The sequence below is a fragment of the Mesorhizobium sp. BR-1-1-10 genome (assembly GCF_020165595.1).
GTDB lineage: Bacteria > Pseudomonadota > Alphaproteobacteria > Rhizobiales > Rhizobiaceae > Mesorhizobium > Mesorhizobium australicum.
In genome coordinates this window covers 150631-170910 of sequence record NZ_JAIUIL010000007.1, presented here as the reverse complement: position 1 = coordinate 170910, position 20280 = coordinate 150631, and the positions used below count along the sequence as shown (strand labels likewise).

The 20280-nt window shown below is 63.7% G+C and carries 12 protein-coding genes; 4 read left to right on the top strand and 8 right to left on the bottom strand.

All coding sequences use genetic code 11. The features are described 5' to 3' along the window. Positions 1 to 2: 2 nt before the first annotated feature. Positions 3 to 2057 carry a bifunctional aldolase/short-chain dehydrogenase gene (locus tag LB555_RS17100; RefSeq protein WP_224683322.1) on the bottom strand — a complete coding sequence of 685 codons (2055 nt, stop codon included), beginning with the start codon at positions 2055 to 2057 and terminating at the stop codon, positions 3 to 5. A gap of 85 nt (positions 2058 to 2142) precedes the next feature. Beyond that, the gene (locus LB555_RS17095; RefSeq protein WP_140715138.1) at positions 2143 to 3108 is read right to left on the bottom strand and encodes a sugar-binding transcriptional regulator; all 966 of its coding nucleotides are present in this window, start codon (positions 3106 to 3108) and stop codon (positions 2143 to 2145) included. Between the two features lie 203 nt (positions 3109 to 3311). Between LB555_RS17095 and LB555_RS17090 the strand changes: the two genes are divergently transcribed. From LB555_RS17090 to LB555_RS17075, 4 genes are all read left to right on the top strand, one after another. Beyond that, a complete protein-coding gene (locus LB555_RS17090) occupies positions 3312 to 4952 on the top strand; it encodes an acyl-CoA synthetase (protein WP_140715136.1) in 1641 nt (546 codons plus the stop codon). Between the two features lie 187 nt (positions 4953 to 5139). After that, a complete protein-coding gene (locus LB555_RS17085) occupies positions 5140 to 5745 on the top strand; it encodes a TetR family transcriptional regulator (RefSeq protein ID WP_015318925.1) in 606 nt (201 codons plus the stop codon). A 54-nt stretch (positions 5746 to 5799) separates the two neighbouring features. Next, positions 5800 to 6942 carry an efflux RND transporter periplasmic adaptor subunit gene (locus LB555_RS17080; RefSeq protein WP_224582831.1) on the top strand — a complete coding sequence of 381 codons (1143 nt, stop codon included), beginning with the start codon at positions 5800 to 5802 and terminating at the stop codon, positions 6940 to 6942. A gap of 253 nt (positions 6943 to 7195) precedes the next feature. Then, positions 7196 to 10342, top strand: coding sequence for an efflux RND transporter permease subunit (locus LB555_RS17075; protein ID WP_140878036.1), 3147 nt, complete (start codon positions 7196 to 7198; stop codon positions 10340 to 10342). A 69-nt stretch (positions 10343 to 10411) separates the two neighbouring features. Here LB555_RS17075 and LB555_RS17070 read toward each other — a convergent pair whose 3' ends face one another. From LB555_RS17070 to LB555_RS17045, 6 genes are all read right to left on the bottom strand, one after another. After that, positions 10412 to 12121 (bottom strand): APC family permease, encoded by a 1710-nt coding sequence (locus tag LB555_RS17070; protein ID WP_224683321.1) that lies wholly within the window; start codon positions 12119 to 12121, stop codon positions 10412 to 10414. 253 nt (positions 12122 to 12374) lie between these two features. Beyond that, positions 12375 to 14744: a DUF1989 domain-containing protein gene (locus LB555_RS17065; protein ID WP_224683320.1), complete on the bottom strand. Its 2370-nt coding sequence runs from the start codon at positions 14742 to 14744 to the stop codon at positions 12375 to 12377. Positions 14745 to 14849: 105 nt separating this feature from the next. Continuing rightward, positions 14850 to 15473: a sarcosine oxidase subunit gamma gene (locus tag LB555_RS17060; RefSeq protein ID WP_140878185.1), complete on the bottom strand. Its 624-nt coding sequence runs from the start codon at positions 15471 to 15473 to the stop codon at positions 14850 to 14852. Next, positions 15466 to 18444 carry a sarcosine oxidase subunit alpha gene (locus LB555_RS17055; RefSeq protein WP_224683319.1) on the bottom strand — a complete coding sequence of 993 codons (2979 nt, stop codon included), beginning with the start codon at positions 18442 to 18444 and terminating at the stop codon, positions 15466 to 15468. The genes LB555_RS17060 and LB555_RS17055 overlap by 8 nt, the downstream gene beginning before the upstream one ends. 241 nt (positions 18445 to 18685) lie before the next feature. Beyond that, the gene (locus LB555_RS17050; protein WP_140617375.1) at positions 18686 to 18961 is read right to left on the bottom strand and encodes a sarcosine oxidase subunit delta; all 276 of its coding nucleotides are present in this window, start codon (positions 18959 to 18961) and stop codon (positions 18686 to 18688) included. A 15-nt stretch (positions 18962 to 18976) separates the two neighbouring features. Beyond that, on the bottom strand, positions 18977 to 20230 hold the full coding sequence (locus LB555_RS17045) for a sarcosine oxidase subunit beta family protein (protein ID WP_140715124.1): 1254 nt from the start codon (positions 20228 to 20230) through the stop codon (positions 18977 to 18979). Between the last annotated feature and the right edge of the window lie 50 nt (positions 20231 to 20280).

Genomic DNA, 20280 nt, shown 5'->3' with positions numbered 1-20280 from the left:
GCTTACCGCAGCGCCGCCGCGATGTTGCCGCCGTCGACGGTCGTCACGTCGGCGGTGGTGCGGTCGGCCAGCGCATGATGCAGGAAGGCTTGAGCCACGTCCTGCGCGGTCACTTCCTGGCCGAGCAGATTGCCGGACATGTATTCCTTCTCCGACACGCCGCGTGCGCCCGAGCGGCTGGCGATCATGGCGTCGGTCAAAAGCCCGGAGCGGATGCGGTCGGCGTTGACGGCGTTGGAACGGATGCCATGGGCGCCGTAGTCGAGCGCGTATTGCCTTGACAGGAACAGCGTCGCCGCTTTCGGCACGCCATAGGCGCCGAATTTCGGACCCGGATTGACCGCCTGCTTGGAGGTGTTGAACAACAGCGCCCCACCTGTACCTTGTTCCAGCATGATGCGCACGGCGTTCTGCGCCGCCGACTGGTGAGCGAAGAAATTGAGCTCGAAGCTCTTGCGCAGCAGCGTATCGTCAAGCTCGCCGATGCGGCCTTCCCAGGCAGCACCCGCATTGGACACCAATATGTCGACGCCGCCGAAGACGGCGACCGCCTTGTCGAAGGCGGCACGCATCTGGTCCGGGTCGGTGATGTCGGCGCCGACGCCAATCGAATTGTTGCCGGCTTTCCTGGCGGCATCGGCGGCCTTTTCGGCGTCGAGATCGACGACAACGGCATGAGCGCCATTGTCGGCGAACAGTTTTGCGGTCGCCGCACCAATCGCACCGGCGCCGCCGGTGATCAGCACCACCTGGCCGGTCAGCGGCTTCGGCTTGTTGGAGGCGAGCTTGGCCTGTTCCAGCGACCAGTATTCGAGCGGGAACAGGTCGGCCTTGGATAGCGGGTGGAAACGCCCGACGGCCTCGGCGCCGCGCACGGCCTCGATCCACATCTCGCCAACGTCCGAGGCGATCCTGGCATCCTTCAGCGTGCGGCCATGGCCGAACATGCCGAGCCCCGGCACCAGCGTCAGCCGGGGCATCGGATCGAGCATGGTGCGCTTGACGTCGTCGAGCGCGTCATTGGTCTCGAAATAGGCGCGGTAATCCTTGGCGAAAGCGTCGACGTGGTTCCGGATTACGGCCTTGTAGTCGCCGATCTTGTCGGCGTCGGGCGCCGGCACGGCCAGCGGCCCGGTCTTGATGCGGATCGACAGATCCGGCGTCGACACGCCGCGTCCTGCATAGTCGGCGATCTCTGCGGAATTGATGAAATCGACAATCGCGTCCGAGGTGCGGAAGTCAGAGATCATGCGGTCGAAGCGGCCTTCGCCGCGTGGCGCCGCTACAGCGCCGCGCAGCATGGGCGCGATCGCCGCCGGTGACGCTAGCCTTGCCGGCAGCGCTATCTTCGCAGTCTTCGGTTTGGCATGCTCGGCCACATAATCCTCGGCGACGTTCACATAGTGGATCATCCGGTCATAGGCCTGCCTGGCATCGTCGCCGAAAGTGAAGATGCCGTGCTTGTCGAGGATCAGGCCTTCCACCGTCGGGTCGGCGTCGAAGACATCGGCCGCCGCCTTGGCGAGATCGAAGCCCGGCATGATGTAGGGCACATAGCCCATTTTTGCTCCGAACACCTTTGCCACCAGCGGCTTGCTGTCTTCCTGGTCGACGATAGCCAGGATAGCGGTCGAGTGGGTGTGGTCGACGAACTTGTGCGGCAGGAAGGCATGCAGCAGGGTCTCGACCGAAGGGTTGGGCGAGGCGGGGTCGATCAGGTTGGCCCGCTGTAATGCGACCATGTTCTCGTCGGAAAGCCTGTCCAGCTTGCGCGCCTTGAGCAGGGCGCCCATCTTGACCGCCGGCAGGCCCTGCGGCTCGATGACGGCCATGTCCCAGCCGCTGCCCTTGACGCACAGCACGTCCCATTCGTCACCGACGAGGTCGGTCGCCTTGATCTTGCAGGAGGTGTTGCCGCCGCCATGCAGGACCAGTTGCGGCACGCCGCCCAGAAGCCGCGTCGTGTAGACACGCAACGCCAGATCGCGGCCGACGCCCTTCTTCGCGTAGTCGGCAACGAGTTGTTCGGCCGCGTCGTCGTTCCACAGATTCTTCATGTTCGCTTCGTCCAGTTGCTGTCTTTGATGGTGAACAGGAATGCCGCGACGCCTTGATGACGATGCGCCGGCAAAGGATTGGTTTTCAGGACGCCTTTTCTGCTGACGTTCCGGCATGATCGAGCAGCCGCTGCGCCATATGCGCGCCGACCACCAGATGCGTGCAGAGGCCGCCGGCGATCGCGGCGAGCAGCGGCTCGAACTTGCTGTCTTCCTGCACGACCATCAGCCGCTTACCGATGACGCGCAGTGAAGCAAGCCCCGCCGAGATGACCCGCCGGTTGTAGCTGCAGTCGAGCAACTCGCCACGGGCATCGATGATCTGCCCGGCAATGACACCCGCGGCACCTTCCCTGCGCAGCGCCGCCATCTCGGCTGCCGTCAGCGCGCCGCACTTCACCAGATGGCTGTCGGCATCGACCGCGCCGATGGAGTAGAGCGCAAGATCGCAGTCGCTGATCCCGGCAAGCTGGTCGCGGATCACAGGTTCGGCGCGCAGGCCTTGCGCCAGTTCCTCGGTCGACAGCACCAGGGGCGCGTAGAAGTTGAGGCCCTTGGCATTGAGCCGGCGCGCGATTTCCATAGTGCATTGATCGGGCCGGTAGGAATAGGGTGCGCCGAGATTGCCGCAGAGCTGCACCACGGTGACGTCCTGCAGGTCGGCATAGGACATGATGTCGGCGATGGTGTAGACGGTGCGGCCCCAGGCGACGCCGATGCGGTCGCCTTTCCCGACGAGTTCCAGGAAAACGCTTGCCGCCAGCACCGCGATATCGGTCGAGGGGTCGGCGAGATAGGCGTTCTCAGGCGCGATCCAGACGGCGTCGAGCTTCAGGGCGTCTTCCAGCCTACGCGCCATGACGTCGTCGGTGAAGAGCTGCGTCGAGGTCGAGATGTTGACGATGCCTGTCTCGCGCGCCTTGCGCAGATACATGGCGACGGAGGCGCGCGAAATGTTGAGTTGATTGGCCACTTCGTCCTGGCGAAGCCCATGGGCATAGTAAAGCCAGGCCGCCTTGTGGATGAGCTGTTCTGCCGGTCGGATCGCCATGCCGCCTCCTTGGCTGACATTAGTCACGGCTCTCGACAAAAGTCAAATTTGGAATAGACGGGAAGAGATCTCCTGCCGGCGCGGCACAATCGAAATCCCCATTCTAGCAAGTCGGTGCAGGATAGCATTCTCAGCCCTTCAGGGGGATAGCGTGACGACGAGCGTAAGGTTAGAAAGCTCGAAAAGACTTTGGGGAGAATGGGATGGCCAATCCCTACGAACAGGATCTCGACAGGAACGCGGCCAATCACCAGCCGCTGACGCCGCTCACCTATCTGGAGCGCGCTGCAAGAACCTATCCCGACCATGTCGCCGTCATCCATGGCAGCCAGCGCATCAGCTACCGCGATTTCTGGCGCCGTTCGTTGAAGCTCGCCTCGGCCCTGCACAAGCATGGCATCGGCAAGGGCGACACGGTGACGGTCATGCTGTCGAACACGCCGCCGATGCTGGAAGCGCATTTCGGCGTGCCGATGACCAAGGCGGTGCTGCACTCGCTCAACACGCGTCTCGACGCCGCCGTCATTGCCTTCCAACTCGACCATGCCGAGACCAAGGTGCTGATCGTCGATCGCGAGTTTTCCGGCGTGGTGCGGGAAGCGCTCGGTCTGGCCGTGGTCAAACCGCTGGTCATCGACTACGACGATCCCGAATACGCCACCGACGCGCCCTATCCGAAAGGCGAGAGGGTCGGCACGGTGAACTATGAGGCCTTTGTCGCCAATGGCGACGAGGCGTTCGCCTGGTCGATGCCGGACGACGAATGGGACGCCATCTCGCTCAATTATACTTCGGGCACGACAGGCAATCCCAAGGGCGTCGTCTACCATCACCGAGGTGCTGCGCTGATGGCCTACACCAACACCATCCATGCCGGCATGGCCAAGCACGCGGTCTATCTCTGGACCTTGCCGATGTTCCACTGCAATGGCTGGTGTTTTCCCTGGACGCTCGCCGTCCAGGCCGGCACGCATGTCTGCCTGCGCTGGGTGCGGCCGAAGCCCATTTATGACGCTATCGCCGATCATGGCGTCACCCATCTGTGCGGGGCGCCGGTGGTCATGTCGGTGCTGATCAACGCCAAGGACGAGGACAAGCGCGCGTTTGCGCAAACTGTCACCTTCAACACGGCGGCCGCCCCGCCGCCCGAAGCCGTGCTGTCGGGCATGGCCGATGCCGGCTTTGCCGTCACCCATCTCTACGGCCTGACAGAGACCTATGGTCCCGCTGTCGTCAACGAATGGCATAATGGCTGGGACGCACTCGACAAAGGGGCGAGGGCGGGCAAGAAGGCACGGCAGGGCGTGCGCTATGCCGCGCTCGAAGGCCTTACGGTAATGGATCCCGAGACCATGGCCGAGACGCCCGCCGACGGCGAGACCATCGGCGAGGTGATGTTTCGTGGCAACATCGTCATGAAGGGTTACCTGAAGAACCGCAGGGCGACTGACGAGGCTTTCGCCGGCGGCTGGTTCCACTCGGGCGATCTCGGCGTCATGCACCCGGATGGCTATATCCAGCTCAAGGACCGCTCCAAGGACATCATCATCTCCGGTGGCGAGAACATTTCCTCGATCGAGGTCGAGGAAGCGCTCTACAAGCATCCCGCCGTCGCCTCCTGCGGCGTCGTGGCGCGCCATGACGACAAATGGGGCGAGGTGCCTGTCGCCTATGTGGAACTGAAGCCGGGCAAGGAGGCGAGCGAGGCCGAGATCATCGAGCACTGCCGGACGCTGCTCGCCCGCTTCAAAGTGCCGAAAGCGGTGATCTTTGCCGAGATACCGAAGACCTCGACTGGCAAGATCCAGAAGTTCCGGCTGCGGGAGATGGCCAAGGTCGCCTGAAGCCCCCGGGGATTTTCGAGAGAATATTTTCAATGGTCCGCATCCTGAGGGCGCCTTGTGACGTCTACTGGATGTCACCAATTGTCACCTATCGTACGCGTACACCGAATCCGCGTTGACACCTCGCTCATTTAGATTTACGAGTGATGAAAATCGAAATTCGTCACTCGTTATTTGACAGAGAGCTATGTCCGAAGCCGCCAACATCGTCGCCGACGTCGCCCGACAGGAAAATGTAACGCGCATACTCGATTGCGCCGAGCGCCTGTTCCGGCACTATGGCTACGGCAAGACCAATGTCGCCGACATCGCCCGCGAACTCGGCATGTCACCGGCCAACATCTATCGTTTCTTTGCGTCCAAGGTTGAAATCCACCAAGCCGTATGTGGCCGGATGCTCGGCGCCAGCTACAAGATGGCTTACGAGATCATGCACCTGCCGATCAGCGCCGAGGAGCGGCTGCGTCGTTATGTGCATGCACAATACAAGCTGACGATGGAGGTCATGCTCGACGACCAGAAGGTCCACGAGATGGTCATCGTCGCGCTCGAGCGGGACTGGGGCGTCATCGACAAGCATGTCGACAGCATTCACGATCTTTTCGCCGAGGTGATCGGCGAGGGCATCGAGGCCGGCGAGTTCAGGAAGCAGGACCCGGTGACCGCATCGCGCTGCTTCGGTGCCGCCACCGTCATCCTGTGCCACCCGCAGATGGTGGCGCAGTGCCTCGCCAAGACCAATCGGGCAATGCCCGACGACCTCATCGATTACGCCATCAGAGCCTTGAAATAGCCGTCGCCAGCCGGTGCCGGTGTCGACAGTCCGTCTCCAGTCGGGAGTACCGAAATGTTTTTGCCCAGTTCCATCCTTCGCAAGCTGCCAGCTGCCGGCCTGATCGTCGCGTCGCTGGGGCTTGCCGGCTGCTCGCAGGAAAAAGCCGAGGTGAAGGACATCATCCGTCCGGTGAAGGTCGTCGAGATCGCCCAGGCGCATGACACCCGTACGCTGTCCTATTCCGGATCGGTGCGCGCCCGCACCGAGAGCACGCTGGGTTTCCGGGTCAATGGCAAGATCACCGAGCGTCTCGTCGACATCGGCCAGCACGTGGCGCCTGGCGACGTGCTCGCTCGCATCGATCCCTCCGACTATGACCTGTCGGTCAAGAGCGCGCAGGCGGCACTCGATGCCTCTGAACGGCAGGTCGAGACGGTCGAACTCGCCCGCAAGCGCGCCGAACAGCTTTTCGCCAAGAACTTCGCGCCGAAATCGCAGCTCGAACAGGCGACACTGACCTATGACCAGGCAATCGCCACGCGCGACTCCGCCCGCTCTACGCTTGCCCAGGCCAGGAACCAGGTCGGCTATACCGACCTCAAGGCCGACAGGGATGGCATCGTCACGGCGGTAAACGCCGATGTCGGCCAGGTGGTCGGCTCGGGCACGCCCGTGGTCACCGTCGCGGTCGACGGTGAAAAGGAAGTGCTGATCGCGGTTCCGGAAATGGAGATCGCCGAGTTCAAGCCGGGCAAGGACGTCAAGGCGGGCTTCTGGTCGGACGATGGGCTGAAGCTTGACGGCAAGGTCCGTGAGGTCGCCGGCAGCGCCGATCCGCAGTCGCGCACCTTTGCCGTCCGCGTCAGCCTGCCCAACGACCCGCGCGTGCTGCTCGGCATGACCGCCAATATCGAGGCGTCGGCGGTCAACGAAAAGCAGCTCGTGTCCATCCCGCTCAGTGCACTCGCCGAGAAAGACAGCCAGTCGATCGTCTGGACGGTCGATCGTGGCGCCGACACCGTGCATGCCCGTTCGGTCAAGGTCGCCGAGTTCGCCCCCGACGGCGTGCGTGTCGCGGAGGGATTGAAACCGGGCGACGTCGTGGTCGCCGCCGGTACGCAGTTCATGACCGAGAACCTGAAGGTGAAACTCCCCGGCGGCACCGCACAGCAGTCCGCCTCGGCCGAGGGCGACGAAGCCAGCCAGTTGCGCTGACGACAGACAGGTCGGCCGCGCGTTCCCGCGGCCGCAGGTTTCCGGGCGGCGTGCCCGAAGGTCGAGACGTCAAGGCCGATGTACCCCCGCATCGATCCTCGCGTCCCACCGCGATGAGTGTCTCTCCGCTTGAAGAGCAACGCCGCCCGGAAGCCAGTATCGAACGCAGATGATTTCGTTCCGCGCGCGCTTCCTCGAAGCCCCTTTTTCGAAGCACCAAGCGCCGGCAACCAAGCAAAGTGGACCACTTCCGATGACGACCCCCACTGAAGAAAAGCGTCCCTTCAACCTGTCGCGTTGGGCCATCGGCCATCCCTCCATTGCGCGCTTCCTGTTCGGGCTGATCATCATAGCCGGCGCGCTCGGCTTGATGCGCATGGGCCAGAAGGAGGATCCCGACTTCACCTTCCGCGTCATGGTCGTGCAGGCGATCTGGCCGGGCTCCTCGATCCAGGAGATGGAGGACCAGGTCGTCAACAAGATCGAGCGCAAATTGCAGGAGACGCCGCATCTCGATTTCGTGCGTTCCTTCACCCGCGCCGGCAGCGCCATCATCACCGTCCAGATCAAGGGCGACACCAACGCCGCCGAAGTGACGGATGCTTTCTATCAGGTGCGCAAGAAAGTCGGCGATATCCAGGGCGACCTGCCGCAAGGCCTGCTCGGCCCGTATTTCAACGACGAGTTCGGCGACACGTTTATCACCCTGCATTCGATCAGCGGCGACGGCTTCTCCTTTCCCGAATTGAAGAAGTTCGCCATCCAGGCGCGCGATATGCTTTTGACGACGCCCGGCGTCGAAAAGGCCGTCATCATCGGCGACCAGCCGGAAAAGCTCTATATCGATGTCTCGTCCAAGGCGCTGGCCGAACGCGGCCTGACGCTGACCGACCTGCAGAACGCGATCAAGGGCCAGAACAACGTCGACCCCGCGGGTTCCGTCGACACCGGCGTCAATTCGGTGCGCATCTCGGTCGAAGGCGACGTCGCCAAGGCGGCCGACATCCGCGAACTGCGCCTGCGCGCCGGCGGCCAGATCACCCGGCTGGGCGACATCGCCACCGTCACTTCGGGCCTGGAGGACCCCTTCCAGCGCAAATACCGCTTCAATGGCCACGACAGCGTGCAGCTTGGCGTGGTCATGGCCAAGGGTTTTAAAGTCACCGATGTCGGCAAGGATGTCGAGGCGACCTACAAGCGCTTCGAGGAGGCGTTGCCCTATGGCGTTTCGGTCGACCAGATTTCCGACCAGCCGGGCGTCGTCACGGATGCCGTCAGCGAATTCATGCATGCGCTTGGCGAAGCGCTACTGATCGTGCTCGTCGTCTCGTTCCTGTCGATCGGCTGGCGCTCGGGGCTGGTCATCGCCATCGCCATACCGCTGGTGCTCGCCGCCACCTTCGCCATCATGTACGAGATCGGCATCGACCTGCAGCGCATTTCGCTGGGCGCGCTGATCATCGCGCTCGGCCTGCTTGTCGATGATGCCATGATCGTCGTCGAGATGATGGAGCGCAAGCTCGAGGAGGGGCTGGTCAAGATCGAGGCGGCGAGCTTCGCCTATTCCTCGACCGCCTTCCCGATGTTGACCGGCACACTGATCACCACCGCCGGCTTCATACCGGTCGGGTTCGCTGCTTCGACGGCTGGCGAATATGTGCGCACCTTGTTCTATGTCGTCGGCATCGCGCTGATCGTGTCGTGGTTCGTGGCGGTCTATTTCACGCCCTGGCTCGGCTATATGATCCTTAAGCAGCGCAAGCATGCCGGCAGCCATCACGACGCCTTCGACACAGGCTTCTATCGTCGGCTGCGTGCCACGGTCAGCTGGGCCGTGCGCCATCGCATCATCGTTTTGGTGATGACGCTGGCGACTTTCGGCACCAGCCTTTGGGCGTTCCAGTTCATCCCGCAGAATTTCTTCCCGCAATCGTCGCGGCCCGAAATTCTTGTCGACCTCTGGCTGCCGGAAGGCACCAGCATCAAGGAGGTCGAGGCGCAGTCCAAGGCCCTGGAAGCCAAGATGATGGACGACAAGGACAAGCGTTTCATCGCCACTTATATCGGCGAGGGCGCCCCGCGCTTCTTCCTGCCGCTCGACCAGCAATTGCGCAACCCGAACTTCGCCCAGATGCTGGTCATGGCCAATGACGAGCCGGCGCGCGAGCGGCTGATCGTCAAGCTGCGCACGGTTCTGGCCGAAGACTTCCCGTCGATCCGTGCCAAGGTCGACCGCCTGTTCCTCGGACCGCCGACCGGGTGGCCCGTGCAGATGCGCGTCATGGGTCCGGACCGCCAGGAGGTGCGCCGCATCGCCGACCAGGTGAAGGCGAAGTTCCGGCAGGATCCCCTGCTCGGCGCCGTCCATGACGACTGGCTGGAGCCCGTTCCGGCGATGAAGCTGGTCATCGATCAGGATCGTGCCCGTGCGCTCGGCGTCACCTCGCAGCGCATCCGCCAGATGCTGCAGGCGACGATGTCCGGCGCGCCGCTTGACGATTTCCGCGACGGCGAGGAGACGGTGTCGATCGTCGCCCGCGAGCCGGATGCCAGCCGCAGCCTGCTGTCGTCGGTCGACTCGGTCTATATCCCGACCGATTTCGGCGGCTTCGTGCCGCTGTCGCAGGTGGCCAAGGTGGTGCCTGTGCTGGAGCAAGGCATCGAATGGCGGCGCGACCGCCTGCCGACGATCAGCGTGCGCGCCACATTGCCAGACGGCGTGCAGTCCAACGACGTCGTCACCAAGATGTACAAGGACATGCAGGGCCTGCGTGACGGCCTGGCGCCCGGTTACAAGATCGAGATCCAGGGCGGTGCGGAGGATTCAGCCGAAAGCCAGGCTTCGATCGCCGCCAAGGCGCCGATCATGCTGGCCATCATCGTCGTGCTCCTGATGATCCAGCTGCAGAACTTCGGCAAGGCGATGCTGGTGCTGGCCACCGGCCCGCTCGGCATCATCGGCGCGGCCGCGGCTCTGCTGATCAGCGGTGCACCGTTCGGCTTCGTCGCCATCCTCGGTGTCATCGCCCTGCTCGGCATCATCATGCGCAACTCGATCATCCTGGTCGACCAGATCGACCAGGACATTGCCAAGGGCATGGACCGTTCCGAAGCGATCGTCGGCTCGGCCGTGCGCCGCTTCAGGCCAATCGTGCTGACGGCGATGACGGCGGTGCTGGCACTGATCCCGATCTCGCGCGGCGTGTTCTGGGGACCGCTCGCCTATGCCATGATGGGCGGCATTCTGGTCGCCACCGTGCTCACCATCCTGGTGCTGCCGGCGGGCTATGCGCTCTTCTTCGGCCGCGAGCCGAAGAAGGCGAAGACCGACCAGCAGGCGCCGGAGCCAGGGGAGATCGAAGGCATCGAACGGCCGCAACTGCCGTTGGCGGCGGAATAAAAAACCGGCCGGTCGATTTGCGACCGGCCGGTTTTCCTTGATGCAATGATTTAGGCCGCAGTCAGACCATCAGATGACGAACACCCAATTCGCGATGAGCATGACCGCCACGCCGGCGACCAGCGTCAGATAGGGCAGCATGCCCGCCTTCTTGACCGAAAGGTCGGCTCCCGCCATGCCGAGATCGGCCAGCATGTGGTCGGGGAATTTGCCCTTGTCCTGGATGTAGTGGCGGAAGCAGAACACCGGGATGATCAGCGCCGCCGTGATCAGTCCGGCCCACAGCGCCATCGGGTTCCACACCTTGGCGCCTGCGCCCATGAAGATCGCGTTGACGTAGGCGAAGATCGCCCCGATCCCCAAGAGCCAGCTCGGTGCTTTCCACGGCCGTGCGATATGGCCGTTGTCGATGCGGTGGATCCAGCCGGCATTGAGGTTGAGGAAATTGAAGATGATGTAGCCGCAGTTCGACACGGCGAGGATGAAGAAGAAGCTCGTCGCGTCGGCCGAGGCGATCGCCAGCACGACCAGATTGAAGCAGAGATCGGTCCACATGGCCCGCGTCGGCGCGCCGTGCTCGTTGACGTGGCTGAGATAACGGGGCAGCCAGCCGTCGACCGAGCCCTGGTAGAGCGTGCGCGACGAGCCGGCCATCGCCGTCATGATGCACAGCACCAGCGCCAGGATCATCAGCATCATCAGCAGGCTGTGGATAAGCCTGCCTCCGCCGACCATGCCGGCCAGCGCATCGGCCACGCCGGAGCCGTCGACGATCGGTGTTGCCAGCATGCCGTTCAAGCCCAGCACGCCCTGGAAGGTGAACGGCACCAGGATGAACAAAAGCATGCAGAGCAGGCCGGAATAGAAGATGGCCTTGAACGTATCGGTACCCGGGTTCTTGAACTCCGACGTGTAGCAGACGGCGGTTTCGAACCCGTAGGTCGACCATGCGGCGATGAACATGCCGCCGAGCGCCAATGTCCAGCCGGCGATGTTCCAGGAGCCGGGCTCAGGTGCATAGGCGGCGGCGAGCGGCACCAGAGGCGAAAAGTTCGACCAGTCGATCTGGCCGGTGAAGATCGGCACCACGCCGACGATCAGCATCGGGATAATGACCAGCAGTCCGATATATTTCTGCACGCTGGCAGTGCCCAGAATGCCGCGATGTTGGATCGAGAAGATGATCAGCATCAGCACCGCGCCGATGAAGAAGGTGGCATTGAGCGTGAAGGACACCGGGCCTAGCGTGTGGCTCCACAGCGTCCAGTTGCGGATCGCCGGCGTCGCGGCGGCGGTCACCGCGGTGATGGCGTCGGCAGGTGCCGTTCCGGCATGCGCGGCGATGTAGGCGACGACATCGGGCGAGGCCTCGGTGAACAGCGGCACCGGCGCCAGTGCATTGAGGATATAGGCGGCGGCGATCGAGCAGCCGAGCGACAGCACCGGCGACCAGGCGAACCAGTTGCACCACACCGACAGCGGCGCGATGAACTTGGAGTAGCGCAGCCAGGCCGTGGCGCCGTAGATCGAGGCACCGCCGGACTTGTTCGGGAACAGGCCGGCGATCTCGGCATAGGTGAAGGATTGCAGGAAGCCCATGATCATGGAGACCGTCCAGATCAGGAACGCCAGCTTTCCCGTCGTGCCGGCAATGCCGCCGATCGAGAACAGGACCAGCGCCGGAACGCCACTCGCCACCCAGAAGGCGCCGCGCCAGTCGATATGCCTGAGCAGCTTGCTTTCGGCAGGCTGGTCCAGGACCGTACTTATTGTGCTCATGTGGATGAGTTCCCCTTTTTCGATGTTCCCCGCCAGTGATGCCTCGGCTACGCGAAACTTACTCCCCGGCAAATGATCGTTCCGGCCGCAGTGTTTCCACTCAGTCGTATTTTTTTCTTAGGAGTGAAGATTGATCCGGCGCGCCGTCACGTCAAGCGATTTGTGAAACCATGCACATCACGCTTGCGCGCGCGAACATCAAAGCGTCCGGCGGTGCGGCCGGCGGGCGCTTTGCGAGTCCCAAAAGGGCAGGTCAGGAACGTGGTTTGGTCTTTTGCGGATCGTAATGGGCAAAGGCCACGACCCGAGCCGGCAGCCGCTTGGCGTGGCCGTCGAGCTTGCCGATCTCGACCTCCGTGCCGACAGCGGCATGAGCGACGTCGAGCCGCGCCAGCGCGATGTTCCTGCTCAGCACCGGCGAGCGCATGCCCGACGTGACGATGCCGATCTGGGCGCGGCCGACATGGACGCAGTCGCCATGGCCGACGGCGACATTGCTGTCGATGTCGAGGCCGACCAGCTTTGTCTGCGGATGATCCTTGCGCCGGATCAACGCCTCGCGGCCGATGAAATCGTCGGTCTTGCTCTTCAGCGGCACGGTGAAGCCGATACCGGCCTCGAACGGATCGGTCTGGTCGGAAAATTCGTAACCGGCGAAGATCAGTCCGGCCTCGATGCGCACCATGTCGAGCGCCTGCAGGCCCATAGGCTTCAGCCCATGCGGCTGGCCGGCCTCCCAGATCGCGTCGAAGACCTGTTGCGCGTCGCGCGGATGGCACCAAATCTCGTAGCCGAGTTCGCCGGTATAGCCGGTGCGCGAGACGACGACGGGGATGCCGTTGCCGCCGCCGATCCTGGCGACGGCGAAGCGGAACCATTCGAGTTCCTCGATCGATGGCTGCACGGGCGAGGTCCAGATCACCTCCTTCAGGATGGCGCGGCTCTTTGGTCCCTGCACGGCGATGTTGTGCATCTGGTCGGTGGACGAGCGCACCAGCACGTTGAGGCCGAGTTTTGTCGCCGTCTCGCGCAGCCATTCGCCGGACAGATCGTCGCCGCCAACCCAGCGGAAATTGTCCTTGCCGAGCCGCAGAAGCGTGCCGTCGTCGATCATGCCGCCATGTTCGTAACACATGGCGGAGTAGACGACCTGGCCGACGCCGAGCTTCTTGACGTCACGCGTCAGCGTATATTGCAGCAGCGCTTCGGCATCCGGGCCGGTCACTTCGAACTTGCGCAGCGGCGACAGGTCCATGATCACGGCATCCTGCCGGCAGGCCCAATATTCGGCGATAGCGCCTTCCCTGGCGAACGAATTGGCCAGCCAATAGCCCCTGTACTCGACGAAGTCGCGTGTGTGTTTGGCAAAGCTCGAATGGAAAGCTGTCTCGCGGGTCATTTTCGGTTCCGAATCAGGCGTCATGCGTCTGGCGATCGCTCGCGAGAATTTGTGCTGGCCGGAATAGGTCCGCACGTGGATGTCGGTCAGGTCCCAGCCATTGGCCGGCGTCGTGTCGTCGGGGCAGGCCGAGGAGACGCAGACGATGTCGGTCAGCGCTTTGAGCAGAACATAGTCGCCGGCCCGCGACCATGGCTCGTCCGACACCATGACCCCATGGGCGTCGATCGCCGTGTTGAAGAAGAAGTTGATCGCCATCCAGCCGGCGCGGGGATTGACGCCCTTGCCGTCCAGCGCGCGATTAAAGTTCTCCGAGCAGTTGGTGTGGCCGGGATAGCCGATGTCGTCATAATATTTCGCCGCGCAGGCGAGCGCGAAGGCATCGTGCCGGCCGCATGTGTCCTGCACCACCTCAACCAGCGGTTCCATGTCCTGGTCGTAATATTTCGAATGCAGACCGGGCATCGGATAGCTCGCGCCCATCAGCGTGCGCGTGGTCGTGACGTCGAGCGGATGGTCGAGCCCCTTGTCCAGCTTGCGGGCCGAGAAACACTGGAAGTCGGTGCACTGGCGCCCGTCGACATCGATGATCTGCAGATAGTCGCCCGCCTTGACGAAATACGATTCCGCCGTCGCCGAATGGACGCGCAAATCGAGCATCGGATCGGCCAATGGATCGGCAAGCCGGGATTTCGTTTTCAGGCGGATCGTGTTGCGCCGCACGACGACGCTGAGCGGCGTCGCTGTGTCGTGCCCGTCGACCAGCATCGGACCGCCGGGTGCGGCGATCAGCATCGCGCCGTCGCGCGCGACTGTGAATGCCTGCTCGGTACCGGCTGGTGTCATGCCGCCAAACACGCGCACCGCCTCGGCCTGCCCAAGCTGAACCTGGCGGCGTTCGAGGCCGCGGCGCACCGCCGAAAGACTGTCGTCGCCCTCGGTGAGCAGCGCCTTGATGCCGGCGGCATTGCTGTTGGATTTTTCACTGAGAATGCCGGGATCGCTGGCGCCTGACCTGTCCCAAGCCAGCAGCTCGCAGGCCTGGCCTCCCTCGACGTTGCGAACCGTGATCGTATCGCCGGCCTCGACCTCGATCAGCACCGCGCCATTCCCCTGTACGGTATAGCGCTCCATGCCGGCCGGCAGCGCGATCTGGCCAGGCCGCAGGATCAGGCTTGGCCTGGGCGGTCCGGCTGTCACGGTGGGGTAGGGCGACTGGCTCATCTCAGCCTTGCGGTTCGAGAAACAAGTTTGCCTGTGCGTGAAATTATTTTAGCAGCAAGAATAGCAGCGGAGCGGAGTTTGGCAAGGCGGGGAAGAAGCGCAGTGCTACGCCAAGTCCTCCGAATGCCCGATCTCGACACCATACTCGGCAGCCGAGTCCAGCATAGTGTGCCACAGGCTTTCGGCGAAGGTCGAAAACACCAGAACGGTGAAAACAGCCTGTCCGTCCGGCGCATCATTGCCACGCCACAGCGTGACGCTGGTGTGATCCATCGAGGTGGTTGCCGCGGCTCCGACCGGGAACGCCGCCGAATACAGATCGATCGACGACAGTTTGGCGAGCAGGGCGCGCGCCTTGTTGCCGGAAATGCTGATCAACACCCGCGCATGTGACTGGTCCGAGAGCGAAGCCGAGGTCGCGAAAACCGGGGCCAGCGACTCCACCGTGTGTCTGCCTTTCGACAGCACGAAGAACTGATCCGGTCCCGACCAGATGAGCGTGGCTTCGGCTGCTGCGGCCGTCTTCGGTGTTTCCGGCGCCGTCACGCCGAAATGCGCGTTCGCGGCGCTCGCCATCTCGGCCGTCTTGCCGCGCCGCGCCATCACCTGAACAAGGTCGAAATTGCGGATCTCGCTCAGGGTCACGCCGGCGTCGCCTCGCGCGCCGTGTGGACCGGCGACGAGTGCGCGGTGGAGAGGGCTGCGGGTTTCCCAGGAAAACTCAGCCACGCTGGCGCCCTCCATCCGGGTCATAGAAGACAGGGTTGCACAGTTCCAAATCGTAATCCTCGCCGCGTAGCGGATCGTGCGCATGCACGATCTCGCCGAACCGCTCGCGGCCGCGCTCGACAAGTGCAAGCCCGATCCATTGGTCTGATGTCGGCGAAAAGCAAACCGAGGTGACGTAGCCCTGGTCGTTGTCGGGCCCGGGTGTCTGCCCCTTCGGAATGATGTGCGCGCCGGAACGCAGGCGCCGGGCCTTGTCGGTCGGCTTGATGCCGACGACGACCTGCCGATCCGCTGCGATCAGCGCTTCGCGTCCGGCCATGACGCGGCCGATGAAATCCTTCTTGGTGGACATCATCTTGCCGAGGCCAAGATCGGCCGCGGTGGTCGTGCCGCTGAGTTCCGGACCCGCGACGTGACCCTTTTCGATGCGCATGACGCCGAGTGCCTCGGTGCCGTAAGGCGTCACGCCGAACGGCTTGCCCGCAATCATCAGATTGCGCGCCATCGCCTCGCCGTAGTGCGCCGGCACCGAAATCTCGAACGCCATTTCGCCTGAGAACGAGATGCGGAACAGCCGCGCCCTGACGCCGCCGCGCAACGCGACTTCGCGTGCGCCCATGAAGGGGAATCCTTCGTTGGAAAGGTCTTCCGAGGGATCGACGATCTCTTTCAACAGGTCGCGGGTTTTGGGTCCGGCAATGGAAAATTGCGCCCACTGGTCGGAGACCGAGGTTAACTGCACATCGAGTTCCGGAAACAGCACCTGCCGGCAGAATTCGAGATGCTGCATCACCAGCCCGGCCTTGGCCGTGGTGGTGGTGAGGAAATAGTGGTCCTCGGCCAGCCGCGACGTGGTGCCGTCATCATAGACGATGCCGTCCTCGCGCAGCATCAGCCCGTAGCGCGCTTTTCCCACCGCAAGAGCGGAGAAGGTGTTGATGTAGACGCGGTCGAGGAAGGCGCCGGCGTCCGCGCCATGCACGTCGATCTTGCCCAGCGTCGAGACATCGCAGAAGCCGACGCCTGAGCGCACCGCCTTGACCTCGCGGGTCACCGATTCCAGCCAATCCTTCTCGCCGGCGCGCGGATACCATTGCGCGCGCTTCCACAGGCCGGTGTCGACGAAGATCGCGCCCTGTTCGGCGGCCCAGTGATGCGACGGCGTCAGCCGCGTGGCGTGAAAATTCTCGTCGCGATGATGGCCGGCGAAGGCGCCGATGGCGACCGGCACATAGGGAGGCCGGTAGATTGTCGTGCCGGTCTCGGGAATGGATTTGCCCGTGACCGCCGCCATGATGGCGAGGCCGGCGACGTTCGAGGTCTTGCCCTGGTCGGTCGCCATGCCGAGCGTGGTGTAGCGCTTCAGGTGCTCGACCGATTCGAACCCTTCGCGCTGCGCCAGCTCGATATCCGATGCGGTGACATCATGCTGCTGGTCGACGAAAGCCTTGCCTTTGCCGGCAACGTGCCAAAGCGGCGCCAGTGAAAAGGCTTCGTCGTCGGCCACCGGCGTGGAGCCTGAGCCATTGCCGTGTCCGGCATCACGTGCCGCAGCCGCGCCCGCCGCAAATCCTTCGCGCAAGCAGGCGCCAAGCCCGAAGGCGCCGTTGGCGGCACCAGCCGCGACCATTCCCGGAGGCGCGCCGTCGGGCACGAAGGCGGCGATATCGTCGCGCCATTTCGGCCGGCCGCGATGATAGGAGGTGAGCCCGACCGCCGGGTTCCAGCCGCCGGAAACGGCAAGCCCATCGGCTTCCACTTCGGCACGCGCGCCGCCGGTGAGTGAGACGGAAATCTTGCGCACACCATTCTTGCCGCCATCGATGCCGCTGACGGAGCCATGCAGAACCGCAAAGCCGCCCTTGCTGGCAAGCGAGCGGTGCTCGGACGAGATTTCGGCGCGCGCGTCGATCACGGCGGCGACCTGCAGTCCCGCCCCGAGCGCTGCCTCGACGGTGCGCCAGCCGTCCTCGTTGTTGGTGAACAGCGCGATGCGTCTCGCCGGTGCCGCGGCATAACGTGCGATATAGCTGCGCATGGCGGACGCCATCATCACGCCCGGCGTGTCGTTGCCGGCAAAGACGATTGGCCGTTCGAGCGCGCCTGCCGCGACGACGCAGCGCTTGGCCACGATCCGCCATAGCCGCTGGCGCACCTGGTGCTCCGGCGGCGAGGGCAGATGGTCGCTGACACGCTCGATCGCGCCATAGGTGCCGCCATCATAGACGCCGAACAGCGTCGTGCGCGTCATGATGCGGACATCAGGCATGGCGGCAAGCTCACTGAGCGTGCGCGCGATCCATTCGTCGGCAGGCATGCCGTCGATCATGCCGCCATCGGCAAGCAGGCGCCCGCCGGGAACAAAGTCCTCTTCACACAGGATGACGCGGGCGCCGCTGCGGCCTGCTGCGAGGGCGGCTGCGAGGCCCGTCGGGCCGGACCCGGCGATCAGCACGTCGCAATGCGCCCACGCCTTGTCGTAATGATCCGGATCGGCAATGCCGGCTGCACGGCCGAGACCCGCGGCGCGGCGAATCGCCGGCTCATAGATCGCTTCCCAGAACTTCGCCGGCCACATGAAGGTCTTGTAGTAGAAGCCGGCGACGAAGATCGGCGCGAACAGCTGGTTGACCGACATCACGTCGAAGGCGAGCGACGGCCAGCGGTTCTGGCTGGCGGCGTCGAGCCCTTCATAGAGCTCCGCTGTCGTCGCCTTGGTGTTCGGCTCGCGCCGTGCACCGCTGCGCAGCTCCACCAGCGCGTTAGGTTCTTCCGATCCCGCGGTCAGGATGCCGCGCGGGCGATGGTACTTGAACGAGCGGCCAACCAGCTTGACGCCGTTGGCAACCAGTGCCGAGGCAAGCGTGTCGCCTTTGAAACCGGAGAAGCTCTTGCCGTCGAACCTGAAATTCAGCGGCGCCGAACGGTCGACGAGACCGCCGGATGTGAGACGATGGGGTTGAGAGGTCACGATGTCCAGCCTCTCGTCGATTCGATGTCATGGCGGAGGGCAGCACTGCCCCTCATCGCCCTGCCGGGCACTTCTCCCCGTATAGTGACGGGGAGAAGGGGGCTGGCCGCTAAGTTGGCTTCCTTCTTGCAGCGCTGGCGATCGGCGAAACCGGGGACGGCAGCACCCCTGTCCCCGTCCCTATACGGGGAGAGGATGCCGGCAGGCAGGTGAGAGGCGGCGCCGAGTTGGCAGGAAATATTCATTTCGCAACCTGCCTCGCCCCGGCACCCGCTGCCGGTTCAACCGCCGAAATCTCGTGCGTCAGCGTGTTGCGGGTGACCTTCAGCCAGGCCCGGCAGCCGCCGCCATGATACCAGTTCTCATCCATCACGCCGGCGATGTTGTCGCGCAGATAGACGTAATCGTAGACCTCATCTTCCGACGCTCCAGGCGCCGGCCGCACCGGCTTGGCGTCGCCGAGATAGGTGAACTCGCCGAGCTCGCGTTCACCACAGAAGGGACAGACAATACGCATGTTTTTCGACTGTCCTCAGTGCAGGTTCGGTTGGGCGCCCTGGCCCTTTTCGTCGATGACAGCACCAGACCGGAACCGGTCGAGCCGGAAGCGGGCGGCCTCGGCGTGCGATTCATCGCGAGCAAGCAGATGGGCGAAGACGAAGCCTGAGCCGGGTGTCGCCTTGAAGCCGCCATAACACCAGCCGGCATTGAGGTAGAGCCCGTCGACCGGTGTCTTGTCGATGATCGGCGAGCCATCCATCGACATATCCATGATGCCGCCCCATTGGCGCAGCAGCCGGACGCGGCCTATCATCGGCATCAGCGCCATGCCGCCCTCGCAGACATCTTCCATGACAGGCATGTTGCCGCGCTGGGCATAGGAATTGTAGCCGTCGATGTCGCCGCCGAAGACCAGCCCGCCCTTGTCGGACTGGCTGACATAGAAATGGCCGGCGCCAAACGTCATGACGCCGGGAATGAGCGGCTTGATCGCCTCCGAGACGAAGGCCTGCAGCACATGGCTTTCGATCGGCAGCCGCAGGCCAGCCATCGCCGCGACGCGCGATGAGGACCCGGCCACCGCCATGCCGACCTTGCCGGCGCCGATCCTGCCGCGCGAGGTCTCGACGCCAGTCACCTTGCCGTTGCCGTCCCTGACAAAGCCCGTGACTTCGCAATTCTGGATGATATCGACGCCGAGTTCGCTGGCAGCGTGGGCGTAGCCCCAGACCACCGCGTCGTGCCGCGCCGTGCCGCCGCGTCGCTGCAGCAGCCCGCCCTGCACGGGAAAGCGCGCATTGTCGAAGTTCAGGAACGGGATCATCTTCTTGACCGCCGCCAGGTCGAGCAGTTCGGCGTCGATACCGTTGATGCGCATGGTGTTGCCGCGCCGTGCATAGGCGTCGCGCTGCGCATCGGAATGGTAGAGGTTGATGACGCCGCGCTGGCTGACCATCGCGTTGTAGTTGAGGTCCTGCTCCATCCGTTCCCAAAGCTTCATCGACAATTCGTAGAAGCCGGTATTGCCGGGCAGGCCGTAGTTGGAGCGGATGATGGTGGTGTTGCGGCCGGCATTGCCGGAACCGATCCAGCCCTTTTCCAGCACCGCGACATTTTTGATGCCGAATTCGCTGGCCAGGAACCAGGCGGTGGCCAGCCCATGGCCGCCGCCGCCGATGATCACCACGTCGTAGCGGTCCTTCGGCGCGGCGTCGCGCCAGGTGCGTTGCCAGTTTTTGTGGCCGGAAAGAGCGGCGCGGGCGAGCGAGAAGATCGAGTATTTCATACGTTCATTCCGAGGTCGCTCGCCCCACGCAGGAACTTTCTTGACGCATC

Coding starts and splice junctions, on each gene's coding strand:
- LB555_RS17100 (WP_224683322.1), bottom strand. CDS start 2,057: ATGAAGAATCTGTGGAACGACGACGCGGCCGAACAACTCGTTGCCGAC.
- LB555_RS17095 (WP_140715138.1), bottom strand. CDS start 3,108: ATGGCGATCCGACCGGCAGAACAGCTCATCCACAAGGCGGCCTGGCTT.
- LB555_RS17090 (WP_140715136.1), top strand. CDS start 3,312: ATGGCCAATCCCTACGAACAGGATCTCGACAGGAACGCGGCCAATCAC.
- LB555_RS17085 (WP_015318925.1), top strand. CDS start 5,140: ATGTCCGAAGCCGCCAACATCGTCGCCGACGTCGCCCGACAGGAAAAT.
- LB555_RS17080 (WP_224582831.1), top strand. CDS start 5,800: ATGTTTTTGCCCAGTTCCATCCTTCGCAAGCTGCCAGCTGCCGGCCTG.
- LB555_RS17075 (WP_140878036.1), top strand. CDS start 7,196: ATGACGACCCCCACTGAAGAAAAGCGTCCCTTCAACCTGTCGCGTTGG.
- LB555_RS17070 (WP_224683321.1), bottom strand. CDS start 12,121: ATGAGCACAATAAGTACGGTCCTGGACCAGCCTGCCGAAAGCAAGCTG.
- LB555_RS17065 (WP_224683320.1), bottom strand. CDS start 14,744: ATGAGCCAGTCGCCCTACCCCACCGTGACAGCCGGACCGCCCAGGCCA.
- LB555_RS17050 (WP_140617375.1), bottom strand. CDS start 18,961: ATGCGTATTGTCTGTCCCTTCTGTGGTGAACGCGAGCTCGGCGAGTTC.
- LB555_RS17045 (WP_140715124.1), bottom strand. CDS start 20,230: ATGAAATACTCGATCTTCTCGCTCGCCCGCGCCGCTCTTTCCGGCCAC.